The following is a 21800-nucleotide window of genomic DNA, read 5'->3' as shown; positions in this document are numbered from 1 at the left end:
TCACCGGACCCGCCCGGCGAGTCCACGCTTGCCGAGCCCGATTGGACACGACCAGGTCGTCACCTGGAGCACCCCACCGTGGAGGAGGGTTGCCGACCAGCTAGCCAGGGCTTGTCGCTGGTTCTCATGACCTGTCCGCAGTGTGCCCGCCTGCCGCGACCACCGTCAAGCGCATTGCGCACTGTGATTCCAACCCCGTGATTTCAGATCCCCGCATCTTTGAGGCACACTGGCTGGCGGAGGGGAGTATTCCTTCGCTGCGGTGTCGTCATCACGTCGGCCATCATTGGTCCGATCGGTGCCGCGGGCCGGTCATCTGGTCGGCGGAAGAGACCTCCGGCGTTTTTTGGCGACCGGAGGTAATCGTGCAGGTAACTCAGCTCGAATGGATCATCACGCTGGCCGTCACGGTCGCGATCCTGGTATTCGACATCGTCGTGATCGGTCGACGGCCCCACGAACCGACAACCCGAGAAACCGCGACCGCACTGACCATCTACGTCGGACTGGCGGTGGCCTTCGGTCTCTGGGTGTGGTTCTTCCACGGCAGCCAGTTCGGGCTGGAATTCTTCGCGGGCTGGCTCACCGAGTACAGCCTGTCCGTGGACAACCTGTTCATCTTCTTGATCATCATGGCCAGCTTCAAGGTGCCCCGGGTCTATCAGCAAGAGGCGCTGTTGGTCGGCATCATCTTGGCGCTGATCTTCCGTGGCATCTTCATCGCACTGGGCGCGGTGGCCATCAACGAGTTCTCGTGGATCTTCTACCTTTTCGGCGCATTCCTGGTCTACACCGCGATCAATCTTGCGCGCGACACCGAGCATGACGATGACGGTGACAACCCCGTGGTCAAGTTCGCCCGCAAGCACCTACGGACCACCGACAAGTGGGACGGGCTACGGCTGTGGGTCAAGGAGAACGGCACTCGGCTGATGACGCCGATGTTCCTGGTGATCGTCGCGCTGGGCACCACCGACCTGCTGTTCGCGCTCGACTCCATCCCGGCGATCTATGGGCTCACCAAAGAGCCGTACCTGGTGTTCACAGCGAACGTGTTCGCGCTGATGGGTCTGCGGCAGCTGTACTTCCTGCTCGGCGACATGCTCAAGCGGCTGGTGTACCTGTCTCAGGGGCTGGCGTTCATCCTGTTCTTCATCGGCGTCAAGCTGATCCTGCATGCGTTGCATGAGAATGAGCTGCCGTTCATCAACGGCGGCGAGTCGGTTCATGTGCCCGAGATCCCCACGTTGGCAAGCCTTGCGGTGATCGTCGTGACGCTGCTCATCACCACCGTTGCCAGCCTGTACAAGACCAGGCGTACCGCCAAAGAGGCCTAGGGCTGCACGCCGAAGGTCATCGAGACCACCGCGGTGATGTCCTTGTCGACGGTGGACGTGTCGTAGCTGCCGCCGTCCCGCATCTCAGTGGAGTTGGGCTTGGTGATGGTCCCGATCCGCAGGTCTGACGGCTGGGCGTACAGGTATTGCGGCGCGTCGGATCGGATGGCGATTGCCCCGTCTGGGGTACCTGTTTCTCGTCCTTGAGGTACTTCATGACGTGGATGTCCAGCACCCATCGCAGCAAACTCTGCCGGTATGATTTCACCCTTACTGCGCGGCTACTTCCGCGCGGCGGCGAGCCCAGCCGGATCCAGACCGATAGGCTCGCTGCGGTACCCCTCCAGGGCCCATAAAACCGACGCGGAAATTACGAGGAGCAGCGTGACCGGCCCCGACGAGTCACCCACCACCCGCGCGCGCGAAGAGGCACCGGATCCCGTGCCTCAACCCGAGCCTCCCGCTGGCGCGAAGAACCCGATCCCCCCGCAGTACCTCCTCGGTGGGTCCGCGCCTCCGGCGCGCACCCTGATCGACATTCTCTACGCGACGGCCGCGGAGAACCCCGACGCTCCCGCCATCGACGACGGCACGGTGCAACTCACCTACTCCGAACTCATCGTCGACGTCGAGTCGAGCGTCGAATGGCTTGGCGCCAGGGGGATCGGGCGCGGTGATCGGGTCGGCATCCGTATGCCGTCCGGCAGCTACTCGCTCTACGTGGCGATCCTGGCGACTCTGGCCGCCGGAGCCGCATACGTTCCCGTCGACGCCGATGATCCCGAGGAGCGTGCGGCACTGGTGTTCGGTGAGGCGCAGGTGGCAGCCGTCATCACCCCCGACGGGCTCGTTCGCGGCCCCGGGTCGTCGCGGGGCTGGCGCGCCACCAAGCCGACACCACGCGACGACGCGTGGATCATCTTCACGTCGGGTTCCACCGGCACCCCCAAGGGGGTAGCGGTAACGCATCGCAATGCCGCCGCCTTCGTCGACGCCGAAGCACAGATGTTCTTGCAAGACAACCCGATCGGACCGGACGACCGGGTGCTGGCCGGTCTGTCCGTGGCCTTTGACGCCTCCTGCGAAGAGATGTGGCTCGCGTGGCGTTACGGCGCCTGCCTGGTCCCCGCCCCTCGATCCCTGGTGCGCAGTGGCATGGACCTGGGCCCATGGCTGGTATCTCGCGATGTCACCGTGGTGTCCACGGTGCCCACCCTGGCAGCGTTGTGGCCGGCAGAAGCTCTGGAGGCCGTCCGCCTGCTGATCTTCGGCGGCGAGGCCTGCCCGCCGGATCTGGCGGAGCGGCTGGCCTTGGGCGACGGAGGTGAGGACTCGTTCAAGCGCGAGGTGTGGAACACCTATGGCCCCACCGAGGCGACCGTGGTGGCATGCGCGGCGCAGCTCGACGGCGTGAGCCCCGTCAGCATCGGATTGCCGCTACCCGGTTGGGATCTGGCAGTCGTGGATGCTCAGGGCAATCAGGTCGGCTACGGCGCAATCGGTGAGCTGGTGATCGGCGGTATCGGCCTGGCCAAATACCTCGACCCGGAGAAGGACGCCGAAAAGTACGCACCCCTAGACACTTTGGGGTGGTCGCGGGCCTACCGCAGCGGAGACCTGGTACGCCTGGAACCCGACGGGCTGTACTTCCAGGGCCGCGCCGATGACCAGGTGAAGGTCGGCGGCCGCCGCATCGAACTCGGCGAGGTGGATGCGGCGCTGGTCAACCTGCCCGGCGTGAGTGGCGGCGCCGCCGCGGTGCGCAAGACCGCCAGCGGCACCCCGCTGCTGGTCGGCTACATCGCCAGCGCCGACCCCAACTTCGATATCGCAGCGGCCCGCGCAAGCCTGGCCGAATCACTCCCCGCGGCGTTGGTGCCACGCCTGGTCAAGTTGGACGAACTACCCACGCGCACATCGGGGAAGGTCGACCGCAACGCGCTGCCGTGGCCGCCGCCGGGGGCGGGTCCCGATGACGACGCAACCGAGCTCGGCGGCACCATGGGCTGGCTCGCCAGCTTGTGGCGCGACGTCCTGGCGGCACCCATCGACGGGCCCGGGGCCGACTTCTTCGCTCTTGGCGGCGGCTCGCTCTCCGCGGCACAGTTGGTGGCGGCATTGCGGCAGCGCTACCCGCAGGTGACAGTCGCGAACCTGTACGACCAACCACGACTCGGATCGCTGGCCACCTTCCTGGACGAGCTGTCGCCTCCCATCGCGGTCGAACCACGAATCGTCGAGCCGGTGCCGCGCCTGGCAGAGCTGGCGCAGGTTATCGCGACCGTTCCGCTGACCACGCTCACAGGTCTGCAGTGGGCGACGTGGCTTGCCCTGGCCAACAACGTATTTGCGACGTTCAGCGCGGTCCCGTGGTTGGTCACGGTCAACTGGTGGTTGGTGCTGGCGGCCTTCGTGCTGTTCATCACTCCCCTGGGCCGCATGAGTATTACCGTCATCGGGGCACGGCTGCTGTTATCCGGCGTCCAGCCCGGCACGTACCCCCGTGGCGGGAGCGTGCATCTACGTGTGTGGATCGCCGACCGGCTGGCCACCGCCAGTGGCGCCGAGAACCTTTCCGGCGCACCGTGGATGGTGTACTACGCCAGAGCCTTGGGTGCGCGTGTCGGCAACGGCGTTGACCTCCATTCCTCGCCGCCGGTAACCGGATGGCTGACCCTTGGTCACCGCAGTTCCGTCGAGCCCGAAGTCGATCTGTCCGGGCATTGGGTGGATGGCGACAAGTTCCACCTCGGCCCGATCATCATCGGCGATGACGCCACCGTAGGGGCACGCACCACCCTGCTGCCGGGAGCGGTTATCGGTAAGAACGCCGACGTGGCACCGGGTTCCGGTGTCATAGGGCGGGTGAAGAACGGTCAGTACTGGAAGGGTTCGCCGGCCGTCAAATCCGGTAAGGCGCGTCATCCGTGGCCCGATTATCGTCCACCCCGTGCCGCGCAGTGGATTGCGATCTACGGAATAACCTCCATCCTGATCGGTGGACTGCCGCTGTTGGCGTTGGCGGCCGGTTTGGCCGTGGTGGCATTCGGCATCAAGGATGCCGCCACGATTTGTGAAGCCGTTGTGCCCGCACTCATCTGGACTCCCGGCGCGGCGTTGGTCAGTGTGATCGTTTACGCCGGCATCACCGTGGTGCTGGTGCGGTTACTGTCGATCGGCGTGCACGAGGGGTACCACCCGGTCCGCGGGCGACAGGGGTGGCAGCTGTGGGGCACCGAACGCCTGATGGACGCCGCGCGTAACTATCTATTCCCCATCTACGCAAGCCTGCTGACTCCGTGGTGGCTGCGCATACTGGGCGCGAAAATCGGTAAGAACACCGAGATTTCGACGGCACTGCTGATGCCAAAGTTCACCGAAGTGGACGACGGCGCCTTTCTGGCCGATGACACCATGGTCGCCTCCTATGAGTTGGGGGGTGGCTGGATCCACATCGCCAAGGCCCGGATCGGGAAGCGCGCGTTCCTGGGTAACTCGGGGATCACCCAACCCGGCCGCAAGGTTCCCAACGATGCGCTGGTGGCCGTGCTGTCCGCGACCCCCCATAAGGCGAAATCGGGTTCATCGTGGATCGGTAGCCCGCCGAAACGGCTGCGCCGCAAGGCCGATGACGCGGACTCCGCGCGCACATTCGAGCCGCCGTTCCGACTCAAGGTCATGCGCTCGATCGTCGAAACCTGCCGCATCATTCCGATCATCGTCACGTTCGGGATCGGTGTCGGGGTGCTGTTGACCCTGCAGACGATTGCCATCCGGTTCAACTTCTGGGTGGCTGCCGCATTGAGCGGGGTGGTGCTGCTGGCTGCCGGACTGGTGGCGGGCGTGATCAGCGTGGTGGCCAAATGGGTGGTGGTGGGCCGCACAAAGTCCGTCGAGAAGCCGCTGTGGTCGTCGTTTGTCTGGCGCAACGAGGTCGCCGATACATTTGTGGAAACGGTTGCCGCCGTGTGGTTTGCACGCGCCGCATCGGGAACGGTGATGCAGAACTGGTGGCTTCGCGGGCTGGGCGCGAAGATCGGCCGCGGTGTGTGGTGCGAGACCTACTGGCTACCCGAGGCCGATCTGGTGACCCTGGGCAAGGGCGCGACCGTGAACCGCGGCTGTGTGGTGCAGACACACCTGTTCCACGACCGGATCATGCGAATGGACACCGTGACTCTCGGCGAGGGCGCCACCCTGGGACCGCATTGTGTGGCGCTGCCCGCCGCAGAGCTCGGCGCGGGTGCCACCGTTGGTCCCGCCTCCCTCGTGGTCCGCGGTGATGTGGTCCCTCCGTCTACCCGATGGCAGGGAAACCCGATTTCGCCATGGAGCAAACTGGACCCACTGGCACCAAAGAAGCCCAAGGCCGGCAGGGGTCCAAAGGACAAGGACCCAGATGACCAGGGTCCAGCGGCCGCATGACCAAACCAGGCAAGAAGGCGGCCAAAAGACTTCCCCCGAGGCCGCCCGTCATAGACCCCTATCTGCCGCAGAACGGTAACTACGGATACCGGGTGTCACGCTATGAACTGGACCTGGAGTACAAGGTGGCCATCAACCGGCTGACCGGTACCGCGACAATCACCGCCGTCACCCTCGCCACACTCAAGGAGTTCACCCTCGATCTCGCCGATACCCTCAGCGTCTCCAAGGTGACCGTGAACGGCAGACGTCCAACGCATTTCGGACATCGCGCCGGAAAGATCTCCGTCAAGCTGGTCACCGCCATCCCGGCCGGCGCAGCGATGACCGTCGTGATTCGGTACGGCGGATCACCGCGCCCCGTCAACAGCATGTGGGGAGATGTCGGGTTCGAGGAGCTGACCAACGGCGTGCTGGTGGCCGGACAGCCCAACGGTGCGGCGTCCTGGTTCCCCTGTGACGACCACCCCAGCTCCAAGGCAAGCTACCGGTTTGTCATCAGCAGCGACAGCCCATACTGCGTTATCTCCAATGGGGAGCTGGTATCCCGGCGCGTACGGGCGGCGCATACCACCTGGACCTACGAGCAGCCAGAGCCGATGGCCCCATACCTGGCGACATTGCAGATCGGCGATTATCAGACCGTCAAGCTCGCCAAGAATCCGGTACCGATGAGCGCCGCGCTGCCATCGCGTCTACGTGACCGGTTCGCATACGACTTCGGTAGGCAGCCGCAGATGATGAAGCTGTTCATCAAACAGTTCGGTCCTTACCCCTTCGCCGCCGGATACACCGTCGTGGTCGCCGATGACGATCTCGATATTCCTCTTGAAGCACAAGGCATTTCGGTGTTCGGCGCCAACCATTGCGATGGGGAGCGGCACTCCGAGCGGCTCGTCGCGCACGAGCTGGCGCACCAGTGGTTCGGCAATAGCGTCACCGCACGCCGTTGGCGTGACATCTGGCTGCATGAAGGATTCGCCTGTTACGCCGAATGGCTGTGGTCCGAGGAGTCCGGCGGACCGTCGGCCGATGCCCGCGCCCGGCACTATCACCAGAAGCTCAAGGACCTCCCGCAAGACTTACTACTGGCCGACCCGGGCCCGCAACTGATGTTCGACGATCGCGTGTACAAACGTGGGGCGTTGACGCTGCACGCATTGCGGTTGCGGCTGGGCGACGTGAAGTTCTTTGAGCTACTGCAGGACTGGACCACTCGATACCGGCACAGCACCGTCATTACCGATGACTTCACGGGCCTGGCCGCCGGGTACTCCGACGAATCGTTGCGGCCATTGTGGTCCGCGTGGCTATACGAGAAACGCCTCCCACCCTTGGACCGGAAGTGACCGACGCCGGCCCCAGCGCCCGCTCCAGTGTCGCGCGGATCGGTGCCGCCACGGCGATCAGCGCGATCTGTGGCTACATCGTGCTGTATCTCGCGGCCCGGGAGCTGGGTCCCGCGTTGTTCTCTGTGTTCGGAGTCTTCTGGGGCGCTTTCGGTTTGGTCACCGGCGCGGCCAACGGGCTGCTGCAGGAGACCACTCGAGAAGTGCGGCTATCACTGGCGCAGCGGGAGCGGTCACCGCTGGCCACCACACTGCCGATCAGGATCGCCTTCGGATTCGCGATCGCCTCTGCCGTCGGGATCGTCGGCACCGCACCACTGTGGGCATCGCACGTATTCACCGAGTTCCGTTGGCTCAGCGTGGCATTGCTGGCCGGCGGGCTCGCCGGGTTTTGTATGCACGCGACCACGCTGGGCGCGCTGGCCGGCTCGAGTCGCTGGACCCAATACGGCGTTCTCATGGTCACCGATGCGGGAATCCGTTTGGTGGTTGCCGTCGTCACCTTCGTGGCCACCATAGGGCTTGTCGGCTATCTCTGGGCGACGGTGGCGGGATCGATGTCCTGGCTGCTGCTCACGCTCGTGTCCAAACCCACTCGCGAGGCGCTGACGGTGCCCGCACTGGTCGACGTCATGGAATTCCTGCGCGGCGCCCGACATTCGATCGCCGCGGCTGCGGCCAGCGCGGTCCTAGTTATGGGTTTCCCGGTGCTGTTGCAGTCGACGGCGGGTGATCTCGGCACCACCGGCGGTGTGGTGATCCTGGCCGTCACGCTGACCCGCGCGCCCCTGTTGGTGCCGCTAACGGCACTGCAGGGCAACCTCATCGCCCATTTCGTGGATGAACGGGACCGGCGTCTGCACGCGCTGCTGACCCCTGCCGCCATCATCATCGGGGTCGGAGCGGTGGGTATCGCACTCGCGGCGTCCATCGGCCCCTGGCTGCTGCGGACGGCGTTCGATCCCGCGTATCAGGCGGGTGGACCGCTCCTGGGCTGGCTGACGGCGGGAGCGGTGATGATCGCGCTCCTCACCCTGACCGGGGCTGCCACGGTGGCGCATGCCCGTCACCTCGCGTACTCGGCGGGATGGGTTGGTGCCACGGTGGTCTCGGCGCTCTTGCTGCTGTTGCCTCTCGGCCTCGAGGAACGGACGGTGATCGCATTGATCGGCGGGCCCGTCGTCGGGATCGTGGCACATCTTGCTGCGCTTGCGTTCTGGAGCGATGAGCCGGGAACGCTTGATCCCGTCATCGACTGAGCCGGCTGCGGGTAGGCCGTTCAGATCCCCGCGGCGTGCTCCAACTCCACGAGCGCGGCCTCAAGCCCGTCGGCCATCTCGTCGATATCGGCGGCAACCTCGGGCGTGGTGACGAACCCGAAGTCCATGTGCTCCATGTACGAGAAGCAGGTGATATTGAGGGCGACATCCAAGACCGGTGGGCCGAGCGGGATCATCGACTCCAGCTGTGCGCCGGCCATGTAGAGCGGGAACGCCGGCCCCGGGACGTTCGACAGCACCAGGTTGATCGGCGCCAGATTGCGGGACAACCCGCTGGCGGTGTAGGCCCGCGCCGCCAATTGCAGCAGCCCGGGTGGCGTCGTATCGGTCAGCCCCATGATCTGATGTGCCGACATGGCCCGCGCCATTTCCTTGGCGCCCTGCGTTCCCTGGTAGATCGCCTTGATCCGCTCGGCCGGGTCCTCGATATCCGTCGCCAGCGAGACGGTCATCGAGCTGATCTGATTCCCGACCTCACCACCGGTTTCCTCGGTGCGCACCGAGACCGGTATCTGCACGATCAGCGGTTTGTCGGGCAGTTCGTCCCTTTTAGCCAGATAGTCGCGGACGGCGCCGGAGACGATGGCCAACACCACATCGTTGACCTTGACGCCATACGCATCCTTCAACGCCTTCACCCGCGCAAGCTCGAGGCGCGCACCGGAGATCCGTCGGTGTGGTGACACGGACGCATTGAACCGAGTGTGCGGGGCCTCGAAGTATCCGGGTGATTTCCGTTCCATGCCGAAAACCGCCAGCTGCTGCCGCACCGTCTGCTCAACCAGCCTGGCGACCCGGTAGGGCGTCTTCACACCGATATTGACCAGTGCACTCAACAACATTCGTTCCCTGCTGGGAAGCCCCAGCGCGACCAGCGACCCGACGGTATCGGCCGGTGCTGGTCGAGGTTCCGGGGCGATATCGAACAGAATCTCGCCCAGACCCGCTCCCGAGACGCCATCGACGATTGCATGGTGCATCTTGGTCAGCGTGGCGACGCGTCCACCCTCGACCCCCTCGATGACCCACAGCTCCCACAGCGGCCGCGAGCGGTCGAGCTTGTACGACATCAACCGGCCGGCCAGCTCCTCCAGCTCCTTGCGACCGCCGGGCGCGGGAACACCGATACGACGTATATGAAAGTCGGGATCGAGTTCCTCGTCTTCGACGAACCACGGCCGGTCCAACCCCAACGGGACATCGGTGACCCGCCAGCGCAGCTGCGGCATCGACGGAAGCCGCTCGACAATGAGGCTGCGTACCCGCTCGAAGCTATAGTCCGGCGAAGTGGCGGGGTCGTAGATGGACAGTCCCCCGATGTGCATATGCCAACCCGCCGTTTCGGCATGCCAGAACGCCGCATCTACTCCAGACAACCGCCTCATCCCGCCAACTTAACCGCGCCGGGCGGGTGATCCGGTGGAATCGGCCGGATGGGTGTGATGCTCTGTTTCGGTCAGCGCCAACCGATGCCCTCAAACAGATTCCACGACTGGCTGCCCTTCACATAGTGGAGGTAGTAGGCGTAGTTGGCGATGCTCATCTGCAGGACGCCCACACCTACGCCGACACCCGTGACGGCAGCATCCGGGAGAGGCAGGATCGCAAAGATGACCATCAGAACCGCGTTCAGACCCAGCAGCGTGAGCCCCTTCTGCCACATCCCCTTGACGCAGAAGTAGATCGGGCCGAAGAAGAACGCACAGAAGTTCGCCGTCAACCGAAAACGCGCACCGAAGGGCAGCGCCTTGAAGGCCGCCTTCGATTCCGGGGTCGACCCGGGGGTGCCGTACCGGTCGAAGAAGTCGAAACGCATCTGCCAGATCTCCGCCAGATTCTGGCGATCATGTATGTCGGTCACAGCGGGGCAATCTACCGCCGTCACCGGTGCTACGTTGATCCCAGTGAGCATTCCAGGGAGCAACAGCGCCAATGCTGATACCTGGCTGGTCATCCCCGCCTACAACGAGGGACCAGTCATCGCCGACGTCATCGCCGCGGCGCTCGGCACCTTCCCCAATATCGTCTGCGTGGACGACGGCAGTGCCGACCACACCGCTGCCCTTGCGCACGGCGCCGGATCGCATGTGGTCCGGCACCCCGTCAACCTGGGACAGGGCGCAGCCATTCAGACGGGTGTCGAATACGCACGCGCACAGCCCGGCGCCCAGATCTTCGTGACATTCGACGCCGATGGCCAACACCAGGTCAAGGACGTGGTGGCCATGGTGGACAGATTGCGCCTGGAACCTCTCGACATCATCGTCGGCACCCGGTTCGGTGCCGGGGCCGCGCCAAGCCATGTGCCCCTCATCAAGCGCATCGTGCTGAAAACCGTTGTGCTGCTGAGTCCCCGCACCCGCCGCCTCAACCTCACCGATGCCCACAACGGCCTACGCGTATTCAACCGGACCGTTGCCAATGGTCTCAGCATCACCATGAACGGTATGGGCCACGCCAGTGAGTTCATCGCGATGATCGCCGAAAACCACTGGCGGGTGGCAGAACAGCCGGTCGATATCCTGTACACCGAGTATTCGATGGCCAAGGGCCAGTCGCTTATCAACGGGGTCAACATCATGTTCGACACCGCGTTCCGCCGGAGGTTGCCGTGATCACCTGGATACAGCCGCTGCTGATCGTCGCGGTCTTGCTGCTGCTGGTGTACCTGCTACGTTCGCGCAGCACCGCACAGGCGAAGGCATGGGTGAAGCTCGGGTTCGTGGTCTTCGTGATGGCAGGTATCTACGCCATCCTGCGCCCCAATGACACCACCACACTGGCACATTGGCTCGGCCTGGGCCGCGGCACCGACCTGATGCTGTATGCGCTCATCATCGCGTTTGCGTTCACGACGCTCAGCACCTACCTGCGTTTCAAGGATTTGGAGCTGCGCTACTCGCGGCTGGCGCGCGCAGTCGCGCTACGCGGTGCCGAGTCCCCGCAGGGCTCAACCGATCCGGGGCTAGCCCCGGAAGTACTCGACGGTCCGGCCGATTCCCTCCGTTAGCGCCACCTTCGGCTCCCAGCCCAGCACCTTCCGGGCCAGACCTACGTCCAAGCAGGACTGACGCAAATCGCCCAGCCGGGGCGGATGGAACTCCGGATCGTCGGATGCGCCCGCAGCGGCCGCCACCAGCGAATGCAGTTGCCGGTCACTGGTTTCCACACCGGTGCCGATGTTGAAACGCTGCCCGCCGCCATCCGGGCCGGAGGCGCGCACAAAGGCCTCCACCACATCATCGACGAACACATAGTCACGGGTGTTTCCACCGTCACCGAATACCTTGGTGAGGCGTCCCGCCAGCAGCGCCTGCGCGAAGATTGCGACTACGCCCGCCTCTCCGTGCGGATCCTGGCGTGGCCCATACACGTTGGCCGGTGCGATATGCGAGCATTCCAGCCCGTACAGATGACGGAAGGTGTTGAGGTAGATCTCGCCGGCCACCTTGCCCGCGGCGTACGGCGAATGCGGATCTGTGGGGACCGCCTCACTGGTGGGGATCTGCTCCGGGGTCCCGTAGATCGATCCGCCCGAGGAGGTGTGCACGATCTTGCGCACACCTGCCTTGCGCGCCGCCTCGGCCAGCCGGATCGTGCCGACGACATTGACAGAGGAATCGAACTGCGGGTCGGCCACCGAGTGGCGCACATCGATCTGCGCGGCCAGGTGGAAGATCACCTCGGGCGCGTACTCAGCCACGACGGCTTCCAGATCCGCCTCGACGATGTCGTCCTTGACGAAGGTGAAGGCGGAATGCGCCTCAGCAGCATCCAGATTCGCCACCTTGCCGGTAGCCAGGTTATCCAGTCCCGTTACCTCGTGCCCGTCCGCCAGCAGCCGGTCGACCAGTGTTGATCCGATAAATCCTGCGGCTCCGGTAACCATTGCGCGCACGTGGCGACTCCTCTATGCCGTAGCAAGCTCGTGATTTCGGCCCCCACCCTACCGATAGGGTCTGGCACTGATGCTCGTCCGACTTCCTGCCCAGCTGAACCGAGTTGCCGTCGCAGCGATGGCACTCATCCTGACGCACCTCGTGGTTCGCGGTGTGTTGGCGTTCGGGGGCAATTTCTACTGGGACGACCTGATCCTGGTCGGCCGTGCCGGCACGCAGGGCCTGTTCTCGCCGTCGTACCTGTTCGACGACCATGACGGCCACGTCATGCCCGCAGCCTTCCTGCTGGCGGGCATCATCACCAAGCTCGCACCACTGAACTGGTTCTGGCCCGCGTTGAGCCTGGTGATCCTGCAGGCATTGGCGTCCCTGGCGCTACTGCGGGCGCTGTGGGTGATCCTGGGATGGCGGCCGGTGCTGCTTGTTCCCCTCACCTTCTCGCTGTTCACACCGTTGGCGATACCAGGATTCACCTGGTGGGCCGCCGCACTGAACTCCTTGCCGATGCTGACCGCGATGTGCTGGTTCGTGGGCGATGCGGTACTGCTGGATCGCACCGGAAACCGCCGGTACGCGGCGACGGCGATGAGCGCGTTCCTGGGCGGCCTGCTGTTCTTCGAGAAGTCGGTGGTCATTCCATTCGTGGCGTTCGCGGTGCTGGCGCTACTGGCCTATCTGCGCGGGCACGGGTGGCTCGCACTGACACGGACCTGGCGGCGGGGCGTCTGGCTGTGGATTCCCGCGGGCGCACTGACCGCGGGATGGATCGCGCTGTATCTGGTGGTAGTCGACCAGAAACGGTGGAGCACCGACCTGTCGATGACATGGGCCCTGCTGCAACGGTCGTTCACGCACGGCATGCTGCCCGGCTTGGTGGGCGGGCCGTGGCGCTGGGACCGATGGGTGCCGAGCTCCCCCTGGGCTGAGCCGTCACTGTTCATGATCTGCCTTGGGGCACTCGCGCTGGGGGCGACGATCGCGCTGACCTGTCTCCGCAAGCGGCGGCTAGGGCTCGTGTGGCTGACGCTGTTGGGTTACCTGGTGGCCAGTCAGGTGCCGATCTATCTCATGCGCTCGTCCGCGTTCACGGCGCTGCTGCTCGCGCAGACCTTGCGGTATCTCCCGGACCTGGTGGTGGTCGCGACGCTATTGGCCGCGGTCGGGCTCACCGCCCCCAATCGTCCGGGCAGCGGGTACTTGGACAACTCTGCACGACGCACCACGGCGGTTGCGTTGGCATTGACCATGTTCGTGGGGAGCAGCCTGGTCTCGACGGTCAGTTATCTGCGTAGCTGGCAAAACAATCCCGCCTCGCCCTACATCGCCAACGTCAAGGAATCATTGGCCGCGGTCGCGGGTGGGCCCGCGGTGCTCGACCAGGAGGTAGACCCACTGGTGCTGCAGAACGTGGTGCGACCGGAGAACCTGCTGAGCCACATGTTCGCCCTGGTGCGCCCCCGACCAGAGATCGGTTCCACCACCACCCAGTTACGGATGCTGGACCGCAATGGCCACCTGCTGGACGCCCAGGTGACCTGGACGCGCGCCATCACCGAGGGGCCGGTCCCCGACTGCGGCTATCTGGTGCAGTCCACAGCGACCATGCCGCTGACGGGACCGCTACTCCCTGCGGACTGGGTCGTCGAACTGAATTACTTGGGCAACACCGAGGGCGCGGTGTGGGCCTCGCTCACCGACGGACCCAGGGTTAAGGTTCCGGTACGCGGCGGGCTTAACCGGGTGTTCATCAGACTGCCAGGTTCGGGGAATTCACTTACTCTGCAACCGATTACACAGTCGCTGTCGTTATGCGTAGCCGTCGGGCCGGTGGGAGCGCTCGCTCCCCGGTAGATTGGGCGCCATGCTCGGAGAACTGGCTTTGACCTGGACCGGACGACTGTCCGCTCCTGTCCTTGAAAAGCTACTCGACCTGCCCGAACCCCTCACCACCGAAGTGCAGACGCGGCGGGACATCAAGGTGACGATGCCCGACGGCGTCCAGCTCGCGACCGACCACTTCCGTCCACCCGGGCAGGATCCGATGCCCGTCGTCATCTTTCGCACTCCGTACGACAAACAGGGCCTGATCGGCCAACTGTGGTCAACATTGTTGGCTCGTCAGGGATTTCAGGTAGTGCTGCAGGACACTCGGGGTCAATTCGGCTCCCAGGGCAGGTTCGACGCGTTTCGGCAGGAACGCGAGGACGGCCTGGCCACCGCGGCCTGGATTCGGAAACAGCCGTGGTGCGACGGCACGCTGGCGACCGCCGGGCCGTCGTATCTCGGGCACACCCAGTGGGCGGTGGCGCCCTATGTCGAGCCACCGTTGGCGGCCATGTGCCCGGCGATCACCACCAGCAATTTCACAGAACTCTTCTACCCGGGCGGGGCATTCAATCTGCACAACCTGCTGAGCTGGTCGGCGGCGATCGGTTCACCGGAGGGCTCGCAGCTGACTCGCCTGCTGCGTGTGGGCGCCCACGAGAAGCGGGTGCGCCGCGCCATGGACCATCTCCCCCTGGGCCAGGCCGACAACGCCGCGATAGGGAAGCCAGAACCGTTCTGGCGCACCGTAACCGACCACACCGACGACGATTACTGGGACGAGATCAACCATACCCCGAGGCTCGCGACGCTCAGCACACCCGTGAGCATGGTGACCGGGTGGTGGGATCTGCTCCTAGTGGGCCAGCTGCGCGATTACACCGAGCTGCAGCAGGCCGACTGCCCGCGACGTATCACCATCGGCCCGTGGGACCACACCAAGTCAATCAAGACGGCGATTACCGACAGCTTTTCGTGGCTGGCAGCGCATCTACACAGCGATACCTCGTCGACCCACCGCGCACCGGTGCGAATCTACCTGCAGAAGGCCGGGCAATGGCTGGACTTCGAGCAGTGGCCACCTAAAGAGTCGACGCCCACTCCACTGTATCTGCAGGCCGATCGCGGTCTTGATTGGCAAGCACCGCAAGGTGATAACTCCATCGATACCTTTTCGTACGACCCGGCAGACCCCACGCCGGTGGTGGGTGGGCCATTGCTGGACGCCAGGGCTTCCGGCCAACGAGACAACTCCTCGACCGAGAAACGTTCCGATGTACTGGTTTTCACCACCGAGCCGCTCACGAGCGACCTGGATCTAATCGGCCCCGTCTCGGCATCCGTATACGCGACAACCGATAGCGGTCAGGGCGACCTCTTCGTCAGACTCTGCGATGTCGATCGAAAAGGTTTGTCCCACAATGTCACCGACGGAATCGTCAGGCTGAACGGCACGACGGGTTCACCGGTGGAGGTGACCATGCATCCAACCGGGTACCGCTTTGCGCGGGGACACCGCCTGCGGATACAGGTCAGCGGGGGCGCCTTTCCCAATCACGCCCGCAATACCGGCACCGGCGAGCCACTCGCGACCGCTAGCCGCATCCTCCCGATACGCTTCGAGATACGCCATGACGAGACAAACCCGTCGGCTATTACGCTGCCGTTGATGCGCACAACGTGATCATGAAATACCTTCCCGCCCTGGGAATTATCGGGATCCTTGTTGCCGCGTGCGGAGGTGGCGGCGCGTCCGAAAGCCGTCCCACCCTTATCCAGGTCGGCGGTACCGGTGGCGGCGCTGAGACCAAGGTGGTGACAGCGGAAGTAGGCAGGCCCGGCGTCCTTGGACAGCAGGTGCAAGATGGCGATCTTGCCTTCGTGATCACTCGGGTGAGCAATGCCGGTACCGTCGGCGACCCGGCCAATCCGGCCTTACAGGCGAATGCAACCGGCACCTTTGTCGTCGTACACGTCGAAGTTCTGAGCCTCGGTAAGGTGACGCATTCCTTCCTCGGAGACACACAGAAGCTTCGGGATGCGGCGGGCAAGGAGTATGTGCCCGACAGTATGGCAAACATCTTGGCGCGCAACGCCGAACAACTCGAACCCGGTGCGGAGCTCAGACCCGGCGCACAGAAACGTTCCGTACTCGTTTACGACGTGCCCGCCGGCACTGTGCCCAAGGAGATCGTCCTGCACACCGAGAGCGGATCCAAGGGCGCCGCGGTAATGCTCGGCTAGTCGGCCGACGGGAATAGCGCGTAGGCGATCTGCGAGGCAAGTTCCCTCGGATCAGCATCGTTGCGTGAATCGGCAAGCGCCCCACTGGACCACAGTGAGACGAATCCGTGCACCAAGGACCATGCCGCACGGGCCGCGGTGGCGCTGTCCGCCGATGTATGCCCCGGCGTCAACGTCGCGATCCCGGCATTCAAGGCGGCACCGGCACGGTCTCGCGCGGCATTCAGCGGCCCATCGATGGAATCAAGGAGCGCGGGCTCGAACATCACGGCGTAGTGGCCCGGATTGGCCAGGGCGAAGTCCACATAGGCGAGCGCGGCGGCATGGAAGTCGGGGTGTGCACCGTCGAGCGCCTCGGCGAGCTTGGTGAATCCGTCGGCGGCCAACGCGGTGAACAGACCGCGGCGGTCTCGGAAGTGGTGGGCGGGCGCGGCATGCGAGACGCCCGCTTCACGAGCCAGTTCGCGCAGCGATAGGTCTGCGGTGCCGCGGCGGGCCACCATATCGGCGGCGCTGGCCAGTATTGCCGTCCTGAGATCGCCGTGGTGATACGACATCACACCAGCATAGCCCGAGATCTTGACAGTGACTAGTTCTTGAGTATCGTAGAACTAGTCACTGTCAAGATTGGAGAACGGTCATGGCTCCACTGATCGCGTTAGTACTAGGGACCGTGCTGGCACGTCTGGCCGGTGCCCAGGGATTCACTCCCGTCGATTCCTGGCCGGCAGCCGTCGCAGTCGGTCTCGCCGCGATGTTCGCGCTGACCGGGATCGCGCATTTCGTACCGAAGATGCGTGACGCGATGATCGCCATCGTGCCGCACTGGCTTCCGGCGCCCGGATTCCTGGTGGCGCTCACCGGGGTACTCGAACTACTCGGCGCGATCGGCGTGGTGGTTCCCCCGACGAGGGTGCTGGCGGCCGCCTGCCTGGGCCTGCTGCTGGTGGTGATGTTTCCGGCCAATGTGTATGCCGCGAACCAGCGGACCAACCCGCTCTCCACGCCATTGGGGTGGCGCACCGTCGAACAGCTGCTGTTCCTCGCGGCGACGGCGATCGTCGTCTGGGGCTAGACCATGTTCCAGACGAGGACCGCGGCCAGGACTCCCATCCCGTTGAGCGACCAATGCAGTGCAATGGGCGCCAACAGGCTGCCACTGCGGCGGCGCAACCAGGTGAAGACGAATCCGGCGATCGCGGTGGCGACCACCGCGCCGGCGACACCGGCGACCTGCGCCCACGGGCCGACCCCAAGCAGCTTGGTGAGCCCTACGTTTCCAGTCGTGAGGCCCAGCGAGGTCGCGATATGCCAGAGGCCGAACAGCAGCGACCCCGCGGCCGCGACCCCGCGGAAACCCCAAGCCCTGGCCATCGTCCCGTGCAGTACGCCGCGAAACGCGAGCTCCTCGGGGATCACTGTCTGCAGCGGAATCAGGACGAAGGAGGCGAGCAATGCGCCCGACACCGTCGTCGCATAGTGGCTGTTGAGGAACATCGGTCGGGTCATCGGCAGCAGAAGTCCGATTCCGATCACAGCGCCGACGATGACGACCGCGACGGCCGCGTACTTGGCGCCCGAACGCCAATGGTCACGGCCCAAGCCCAACTCGGCCCAGGAGTGACCGCGGTAGCGGATCAAGGCGAGCAGGCCGAAGGCGGCCACCGGGATCACAATGATGTTCGCCCACGGGGTGGTGAAGTGGGCAATCAGATTGGTGGCGACAAGAACAGCGACCACAACGGCGATATCGATATAGGTGCGCACATCCCGCAATCCGTGCAGGGGCGCGGCAGCCGCCGAGGTCTGAGTAGGCATCCGGTCCAGGGTACCGGCCCTCCCGTTGCCCCAGGTCAGAGTGTGATCCAGTCGTGAGTACGACGTGACGGTGCCATCCTGCGTCAAAGTCAGCCGGATTTCGGCGCCCGCTGCGCCGCAGTAGGGGGCGGCGATGCGGCCGGGTGCTCAGACCGCTGTGGCGGTGCACACAACACCGCCGCGCTAGCCGGGAACATAATGCGCCTTCCCGTAAGTTCTGGAATCGTGCTCACCCTGTTGCTGGCGTTCGCAGGATTCGCCTGCCTGGATGCACTCAACGTGCTCAATATCGGCGTCGCGACGGCGATTGTGTACGCCAGCCGGCTGGAGCGCAGATCCGCACTTCCCGGCGGACTCAGCTTCATCACCGGGCTATTCGTGGCGCTGTTCACATTCGGGGTGGCGACGGTGCTCGGTGTGCGCTCGTTGACCGACGTATCCGCGGGTTCCGACATCACCCCGTCGACTCGGTACTGGGCGCAGCTGATCATCGGAATCCTGCTCATCGCGTTTGCATCATTGACGTGGTTCTCCGAGCCGGTGACGCCGCCGTGGATCCGCAGTATTGCGCGACGCCATCCGTGGCTTCTTGCGCTTGTGGGGCTCGCGCTGGGATTCGCGGAGGCTCCTACATCGGTGCCGTACCTGAGCGCGCTGGCGATGCTGGCCTCGCGTCACCCGCTGCCGGGGATGTGGCTGCTGCTAGTGGTCGGCTACGGCGTGATCGCCACGCTGCCGAGTCTGCTGATTCTGGTGCTCTCCACGCGACGGTCTCCTGACGCGCGACGGGTGCAGCGCGCGTTGGTACGCACGGTGACACGACACGGACCCATCGCGATCCGCATCATCTTTCTGTGCCTGGGGGCCGTCCTTATTGCCAATGCGCTGGTACATCACAACGCAATGTGGAGTCACTAGCCAGCGGTGGCGTTCGACGGCCGCACCAACAAACTCGGCCGACCACCCGCTGTGCTCAACCCCACGATGAGCACAGCGATTGATCAGCCGACGCATTCGATCTTGATTAGCCGAACGAATACTCCGGACATTACTGTCAGTAAATAGTGCTTGTCAATCACTTACCCTTCCGATAGGTTGCATATCGCTCGGACACCCGCACACCTACGATGAACAGCACAGCATCGACGTGTATCGTTGGGCAGCGGAGCGACAGCATGTAAGGGGGTACGGTGCCTGACTTTTCGCGGCGATTGAGCCATCTGTTTGCCACCGTGCACCCGGCCGGGCGCGGCCCCTATTCCCTCAACGAGGTGGTCGCCGCACTTGCCGAGCACGGTGTCGAGCTGTCGTCGCCCTATCTGTCCCTCCTACGCAAGGGCGAACGATCGAACCCGGCTCCGGAGATCGTCACGGCGCTGGCGGCGTTCTTTCAAGTGAGCCCCGCCTACTTCTATGACACCGATTACGCCGAATCAGTGAATCGCGATCTGGATTGGCTTGTGCAGCTGCGCGACTCGAAAGTGCGTGAAATCGCGCAACGCAGCTACGCGTTATCCGAGCACAGTCGGCAAGCCATTGCCGATATGGTCGATCACCTTCGCAAGGTGGAAGGCATACCCGACAAGGAAGCCAAGGCCTCCAAGCCTTCCTGACGCTCCCGATAAGCCTCGGCGATCGCGAGCACCCAAGCCTCATCGCTCACACCATCTGGAGCTCGGAGCCATTCGGAGCTGAATCCCGGAACAGTTTGGCCGACCAGCCAATTCGCTACAGCCAAGGCACGTTCCAACTTACCGCTCAGGACTGGAGTGTCGGTTTCCAGCGGGACTTGGCGGCTCTGCGCCAACAGTGTGAGGCCGTCCTGGATATGAGTACTCCACTCGAATACTTTGTCCAACAATCGGATCCACGACTCCGCCGGCGGAACAAGCCCCGGAAAAATATCGGTAAGTGCATCGTGCAGCGGTCGGAGCCGACGCATCTCCCGCCGTGCCTGAACACGCAACATCACCGGCGCCCAGAGAAAGCCCAAGACCATCAAGATCGCAGCGATACCGCCAGGCCCGGTCTGAAGCCACAGCCCATACGCGCTCCCCATGAACCCCTCGCCGCGTGTCAGGGGGCCCCAGATCCCTCCGCAAATACTCTCAACGATCTGGGCTATCGACGCGGCCGTCAACAACCCAAGGCCGATCCCGACGGGTGTGCGGTCAGCGTGCCTGAACCCGACCCACGCGAGCTGTACGACCACGAAGATCACATACACATTGCTTATTACAAATGCAGCGACAGCTGCGGGATCACCATCAGTCCGGAGGATTTCGGCTGCGGCGTTTATATCGTCCATGCCGCCGATCACCCGGCTATGGCTCGCCAACACCGTGATAACGATGAGTACAAGGACGGCCACCACAGAGGTGTTTCGCAGCCCACGGCGAATACGTGCCGGCGAAGCATCGCCGGCAATGCCGACGACGAAGACCTGTAAACAGGCAACGATCGTGATAGCCGGCCAACCACCCATGCTGATGGTGCGCACACTCGGCGGCAGCAACGACCACACCCAGTCGTCGAATATCAGCAGCCAAATCCACGCCCACACTCCGAAAGCCAACGCCGCGTATGCCGGAACTGATGTCGGATGTCGCGTTATCCGCCAGATTCGGTAGAGCAAGATCGGCAGGAAGCATCCCAGCACCACGAACCGGACAGCCCGCAGGCTCTCCCAGGCCGCCGCGTTGGCACTCACGTTCTCGCCGGCAGACTCTCGCGTTTCGCTTCCTGGCCCACCCAATCCTCCTCATGGTTGCGATACGCATCGGCGATCGCCAGCACCCAGGTCTCATCGCTCACACCTGTTGGAGGGCGGAGCCATTCACAGCTGAAACCCGAAACCAATTGGCCAGAGATCCAATTCATCACGCCCCGCACGTGGTCGGCTTGATCCGCGGGAATCGGCACACCTGTTTCCACCGGAATCCCGCGGCGCTGCGCCAAGAGAGTGAGGCCGTCTTGTATATGTGTCGTCCATTCAAATACTAAATCCGACAACCTAATACGAGATTCCATCGGTGGAAACAGCCCCGGAAAAAGATTGGCAAGCGCGTCGTGAAGCGGTCGGAGCCGACGCTTGTCCCGCCGCGCCTGAGTACGCAACATCACTGGTGCCCAGAATAGGCCCATGATCATCAAACCCGCACCGAGACATCCGAACAGGCTCTGCAGCCACATACCGGAGTAGCTGGAGATGACGTCGTGTCCGTGGCTCAGCATCCGCCAAATCCCTCCGGAGACCACGGACAGAATCTCGAATGCCGCGGCAGCTCCCAACAAACCCAGGCCGGTACCGACCGGTGTTGCGTCTGCATTCCGCAACCCAAGCCAAACGAGTTGAACCAGCACCACTATCAGGTAGGTGTTGCTTACCACTAAGGCAGTGTTTGATCCACGATCGCCACGACCGTTCATCAGCACATTGGCGAGCGTGTACAGATCATCCGTGGCCGTCAGTGCGTGGCTGTTACTCATGCACACGGCCACCGCTGTAAGAACAAGCGCCGCTACGGTGAAGACGATTCGTAGATCACGACGTATCCGCGCCGGCGAGACGTCTGCACTGATGCCTACGGCGAAGACCTGCAAGCAGGCGGCGATAGTTACCGT

At 64.0% G+C, this 21800-nt stretch carries 20 protein-coding genes and 1 riboswitch; of the genes, 12 read left to right on the top strand and 8 right to left on the bottom strand.

Annotated elements, in window-relative coordinates; all coding sequences use genetic code 11:
* Positions 1-19: 19 nt before the first annotated feature.
* Positions 20-132: riboswitch (SAM riboswitch) on the bottom strand.
* 233 nt (positions 133-365) lie between these two features.
* The gene (locus tag AB0H22_RS14055; protein ID WP_180750733.1) at positions 366-1337 is read left to right on the top strand and encodes a TerC family protein; all 972 of its coding nucleotides are present in this window, start codon (positions 366-368) and stop codon (positions 1335-1337) included.
* On the opposite strand, the gene AB0H22_RS14050 is transcribed toward AB0H22_RS14055, so the two are convergent.
* Entirely contained in the window at positions 1334-1576 is a 243-nt protein-coding gene (locus AB0H22_RS14050; protein ID WP_219603127.1) for a hypothetical protein, read from the bottom strand. The two genes, AB0H22_RS14055 and AB0H22_RS14050, sit on opposite strands and share 4 nt — an antisense overlap.
* A gap of 145 nt (positions 1577-1721) precedes the next feature.
* On the opposite strand from AB0H22_RS14050, the gene AB0H22_RS14045 reads away from it, so the two are divergent.
* Genes AB0H22_RS14045 through AB0H22_RS14035 form a run of 3 tightly spaced genes read left to right on the top strand, consistent with a single transcriptional unit; the run spans position 1722 to position 8370 of the window.
* Positions 1722-5762, top strand: a complete 4041-nt coding sequence (locus AB0H22_RS14045) for a Pls/PosA family non-ribosomal peptide synthetase (protein ID WP_358146974.1) — start codon at positions 1722-1724, stop codon at positions 5760-5762.
* Positions 5759-7111 carry a M1 family metallopeptidase gene (locus tag AB0H22_RS14040; RefSeq protein ID WP_180750731.1) on the top strand — a complete coding sequence of 451 codons (1353 nt, stop codon included), beginning with the start codon at positions 5759-5761 and terminating at the stop codon, positions 7109-7111. Before AB0H22_RS14045 ends, AB0H22_RS14040 begins: the two co-directional genes overlap by 4 nt.
* Complete coding sequence (locus tag AB0H22_RS14035; protein WP_180750730.1) at positions 7108-8370, top strand: hypothetical protein; 1263 nt, start codon at positions 7108-7110, stop codon at positions 8368-8370. Before AB0H22_RS14040 ends, AB0H22_RS14035 begins: the two co-directional genes overlap by 4 nt.
* Positions 8371-8390: 20 nt before the next feature.
* Here AB0H22_RS14035 and AB0H22_RS14030 read toward each other — a convergent pair whose 3' ends face one another.
* Positions 8391-9776: a wax ester/triacylglycerol synthase family O-acyltransferase gene (locus AB0H22_RS14030; protein ID WP_180750729.1), complete on the bottom strand. Its 1386-nt coding sequence runs from the start codon at positions 9774-9776 to the stop codon at positions 8391-8393.
* A gap of 71 nt (positions 9777-9847) precedes the next feature.
* Complete coding sequence (locus AB0H22_RS14025; RefSeq protein WP_180750728.1) at positions 9848-10252, bottom strand: DUF2628 domain-containing protein; 405 nt, start codon at positions 10250-10252, stop codon at positions 9848-9850.
* A gap of 43 nt (positions 10253-10295) precedes the next feature.
* Here AB0H22_RS14025 and AB0H22_RS14020 point away from each other — a divergent pair, with 43 nt between their 5' ends.
* Positions 10296-11006: a glycosyltransferase family 2 protein gene (locus AB0H22_RS14020; RefSeq protein WP_358146972.1), complete on the top strand. Its 711-nt coding sequence runs from the start codon at positions 10296-10298 to the stop codon at positions 11004-11006.
* Complete coding sequence (locus tag AB0H22_RS14015; protein ID WP_358147051.1) at positions 11006-11401, top strand: DUF2304 domain-containing protein; 396 nt, start codon at positions 11006-11008, stop codon at positions 11399-11401. The genes AB0H22_RS14020 and AB0H22_RS14015 overlap by 1 nt, the downstream gene beginning before the upstream one ends.
* Here AB0H22_RS14015 and AB0H22_RS14010 read toward each other — a convergent pair.
* Entirely contained in the window at positions 11357-12289 is a 933-nt protein-coding gene (locus AB0H22_RS14010; RefSeq protein ID WP_358146970.1) for a GDP-mannose 4,6-dehydratase, read from the bottom strand. The genes AB0H22_RS14015 and AB0H22_RS14010 overlap by 45 nt on opposite strands.
* Before the next feature lie 70 nt (positions 12290-12359).
* Here AB0H22_RS14010 and AB0H22_RS14005 point away from each other — a divergent pair, with 70 nt between their 5' ends.
* From AB0H22_RS14005 to AB0H22_RS13995, 3 genes are read left to right on the top strand one after another with little or no spacing between them, the layout of a single operon-like run.
* Positions 12360-14141 (top strand): hypothetical protein, encoded by a 1782-nt coding sequence (locus AB0H22_RS14005; RefSeq protein WP_358146969.1) that lies wholly within the window; start codon positions 12360-12362, stop codon positions 14139-14141.
* Between the two features lie 10 nt (positions 14142-14151).
* Positions 14152-15798, top strand: a complete 1647-nt coding sequence (locus tag AB0H22_RS14000) for a CocE/NonD family hydrolase (RefSeq protein WP_358146968.1) — start codon at positions 14152-14154, stop codon at positions 15796-15798.
* Positions 15795-16358: a DUF4352 domain-containing protein gene (locus tag AB0H22_RS13995; protein WP_358146967.1), complete on the top strand. Its 564-nt coding sequence runs from the start codon at positions 15795-15797 to the stop codon at positions 16356-16358. The genes AB0H22_RS14000 and AB0H22_RS13995 overlap by 4 nt, the downstream gene beginning before the upstream one ends.
* Here AB0H22_RS13995 and AB0H22_RS13990 read toward each other — a convergent pair.
* Positions 16355-16915 carry a TetR/AcrR family transcriptional regulator gene (locus AB0H22_RS13990; protein WP_358146965.1) on the bottom strand — a complete coding sequence of 187 codons (561 nt, stop codon included), beginning with the start codon at positions 16913-16915 and terminating at the stop codon, positions 16355-16357. The two genes, AB0H22_RS13995 and AB0H22_RS13990, sit on opposite strands and share 4 nt — an antisense overlap.
* An 83-nt stretch (positions 16916-16998) precedes the next feature.
* Between AB0H22_RS13990 and AB0H22_RS13985 the strand changes: the two genes are divergently transcribed.
* Positions 16999-17433 carry a hypothetical protein gene (locus AB0H22_RS13985; protein ID WP_358146964.1) on the top strand — a complete coding sequence of 145 codons (435 nt, stop codon included), beginning with the start codon at positions 16999-17001 and terminating at the stop codon, positions 17431-17433.
* On the opposite strand, the gene AB0H22_RS13980 is transcribed toward AB0H22_RS13985, so the two are convergent.
* A complete protein-coding gene (locus AB0H22_RS13980; protein WP_180750863.1) occupies positions 17430-18125 on the bottom strand; it encodes a CPBP family intramembrane glutamic endopeptidase in 696 nt (231 codons plus the stop codon). The genes AB0H22_RS13985 and AB0H22_RS13980 overlap by 4 nt on opposite strands.
* A 276-nt stretch (positions 18126-18401) precedes the next feature.
* Between AB0H22_RS13980 and AB0H22_RS13975 the strand changes: the two genes are divergently transcribed.
* Positions 18402-19094 (top strand): GAP family protein, encoded by a 693-nt coding sequence (locus tag AB0H22_RS13975; RefSeq protein WP_358147050.1) that lies wholly within the window; start codon positions 18402-18404, stop codon positions 19092-19094.
* Positions 19095-19366: 272 nt separating this feature from the next.
* On the top strand, positions 19367-19789 hold the full coding sequence (locus AB0H22_RS13970; protein WP_358146963.1) for a transcriptional regulator: 423 nt from the start codon (positions 19367-19369) through the stop codon (positions 19787-19789).
* Here the strand turns inward: AB0H22_RS13970 and AB0H22_RS13965 are convergent.
* Together AB0H22_RS13965 and AB0H22_RS13960 are read right to left on the bottom strand one after the other, a co-directional pair.
* On the bottom strand, positions 19729-20886 hold the full coding sequence (locus tag AB0H22_RS13965) for a hypothetical protein (protein WP_180750718.1): 1158 nt from the start codon (positions 20884-20886) through the stop codon (positions 19729-19731). The two genes, AB0H22_RS13970 and AB0H22_RS13965, sit on opposite strands and share 61 nt — an antisense overlap.
* Positions 20883-21779, bottom strand: coding sequence for a hypothetical protein (locus AB0H22_RS13960; protein WP_358146961.1), 897 nt, complete (start codon positions 21777-21779; stop codon positions 20883-20885). The genes AB0H22_RS13965 and AB0H22_RS13960 overlap by 4 nt, the downstream gene beginning before the upstream one ends.
* Positions 21780-21800: the final 21 nt, after the last annotated feature.

Source organism: Mycobacterium sp. NPDC050853, assembly GCF_040653875.1.
GTDB lineage: Bacteria > Actinomycetota > Actinomycetes > Mycobacteriales > Mycobacteriaceae > Mycobacterium.
This window is presented reverse-complemented; position numbering and strand designations above follow the sequence as displayed.

Bases quoted from the DNA above. Each gene is read 5' to 3' on its own strand.
- AB0H22_RS14005 (WP_358146969.1), top strand. From the start codon at position 12,360: ATGCTCGTCCGACTTCCTGCCCAGCTGAACCGAGTTGCCGTCGCAGCG.
- AB0H22_RS13990 (WP_358146965.1), bottom strand. From the start codon at position 16,915: ATGTCGTATCACCACGGCGATCTCAGGACGGCAATACTGGCCAGCGCC.
- AB0H22_RS14000 (WP_358146968.1), top strand. From the start codon at position 14,152: ATGCTCGGAGAACTGGCTTTGACCTGGACCGGACGACTGTCCGCTCCT.
- AB0H22_RS13985 (WP_358146964.1), top strand. From the start codon at position 16,999: ATGGCTCCACTGATCGCGTTAGTACTAGGGACCGTGCTGGCACGTCTG.
- AB0H22_RS14050 (WP_219603127.1), bottom strand. From the start codon at position 1,576: ATGGGTGCTGGACATCCACGTCATGAAGTACCTCAAGGACGAGAAACA.
- AB0H22_RS14040 (WP_180750731.1), top strand. From the start codon at position 5,759: ATGACCAAACCAGGCAAGAAGGCGGCCAAAAGACTTCCCCCGAGGCCG.
- AB0H22_RS14030 (WP_180750729.1), bottom strand. From the start codon at position 9,776: ATGAGGCGGTTGTCTGGAGTAGATGCGGCGTTCTGGCATGCCGAAACG.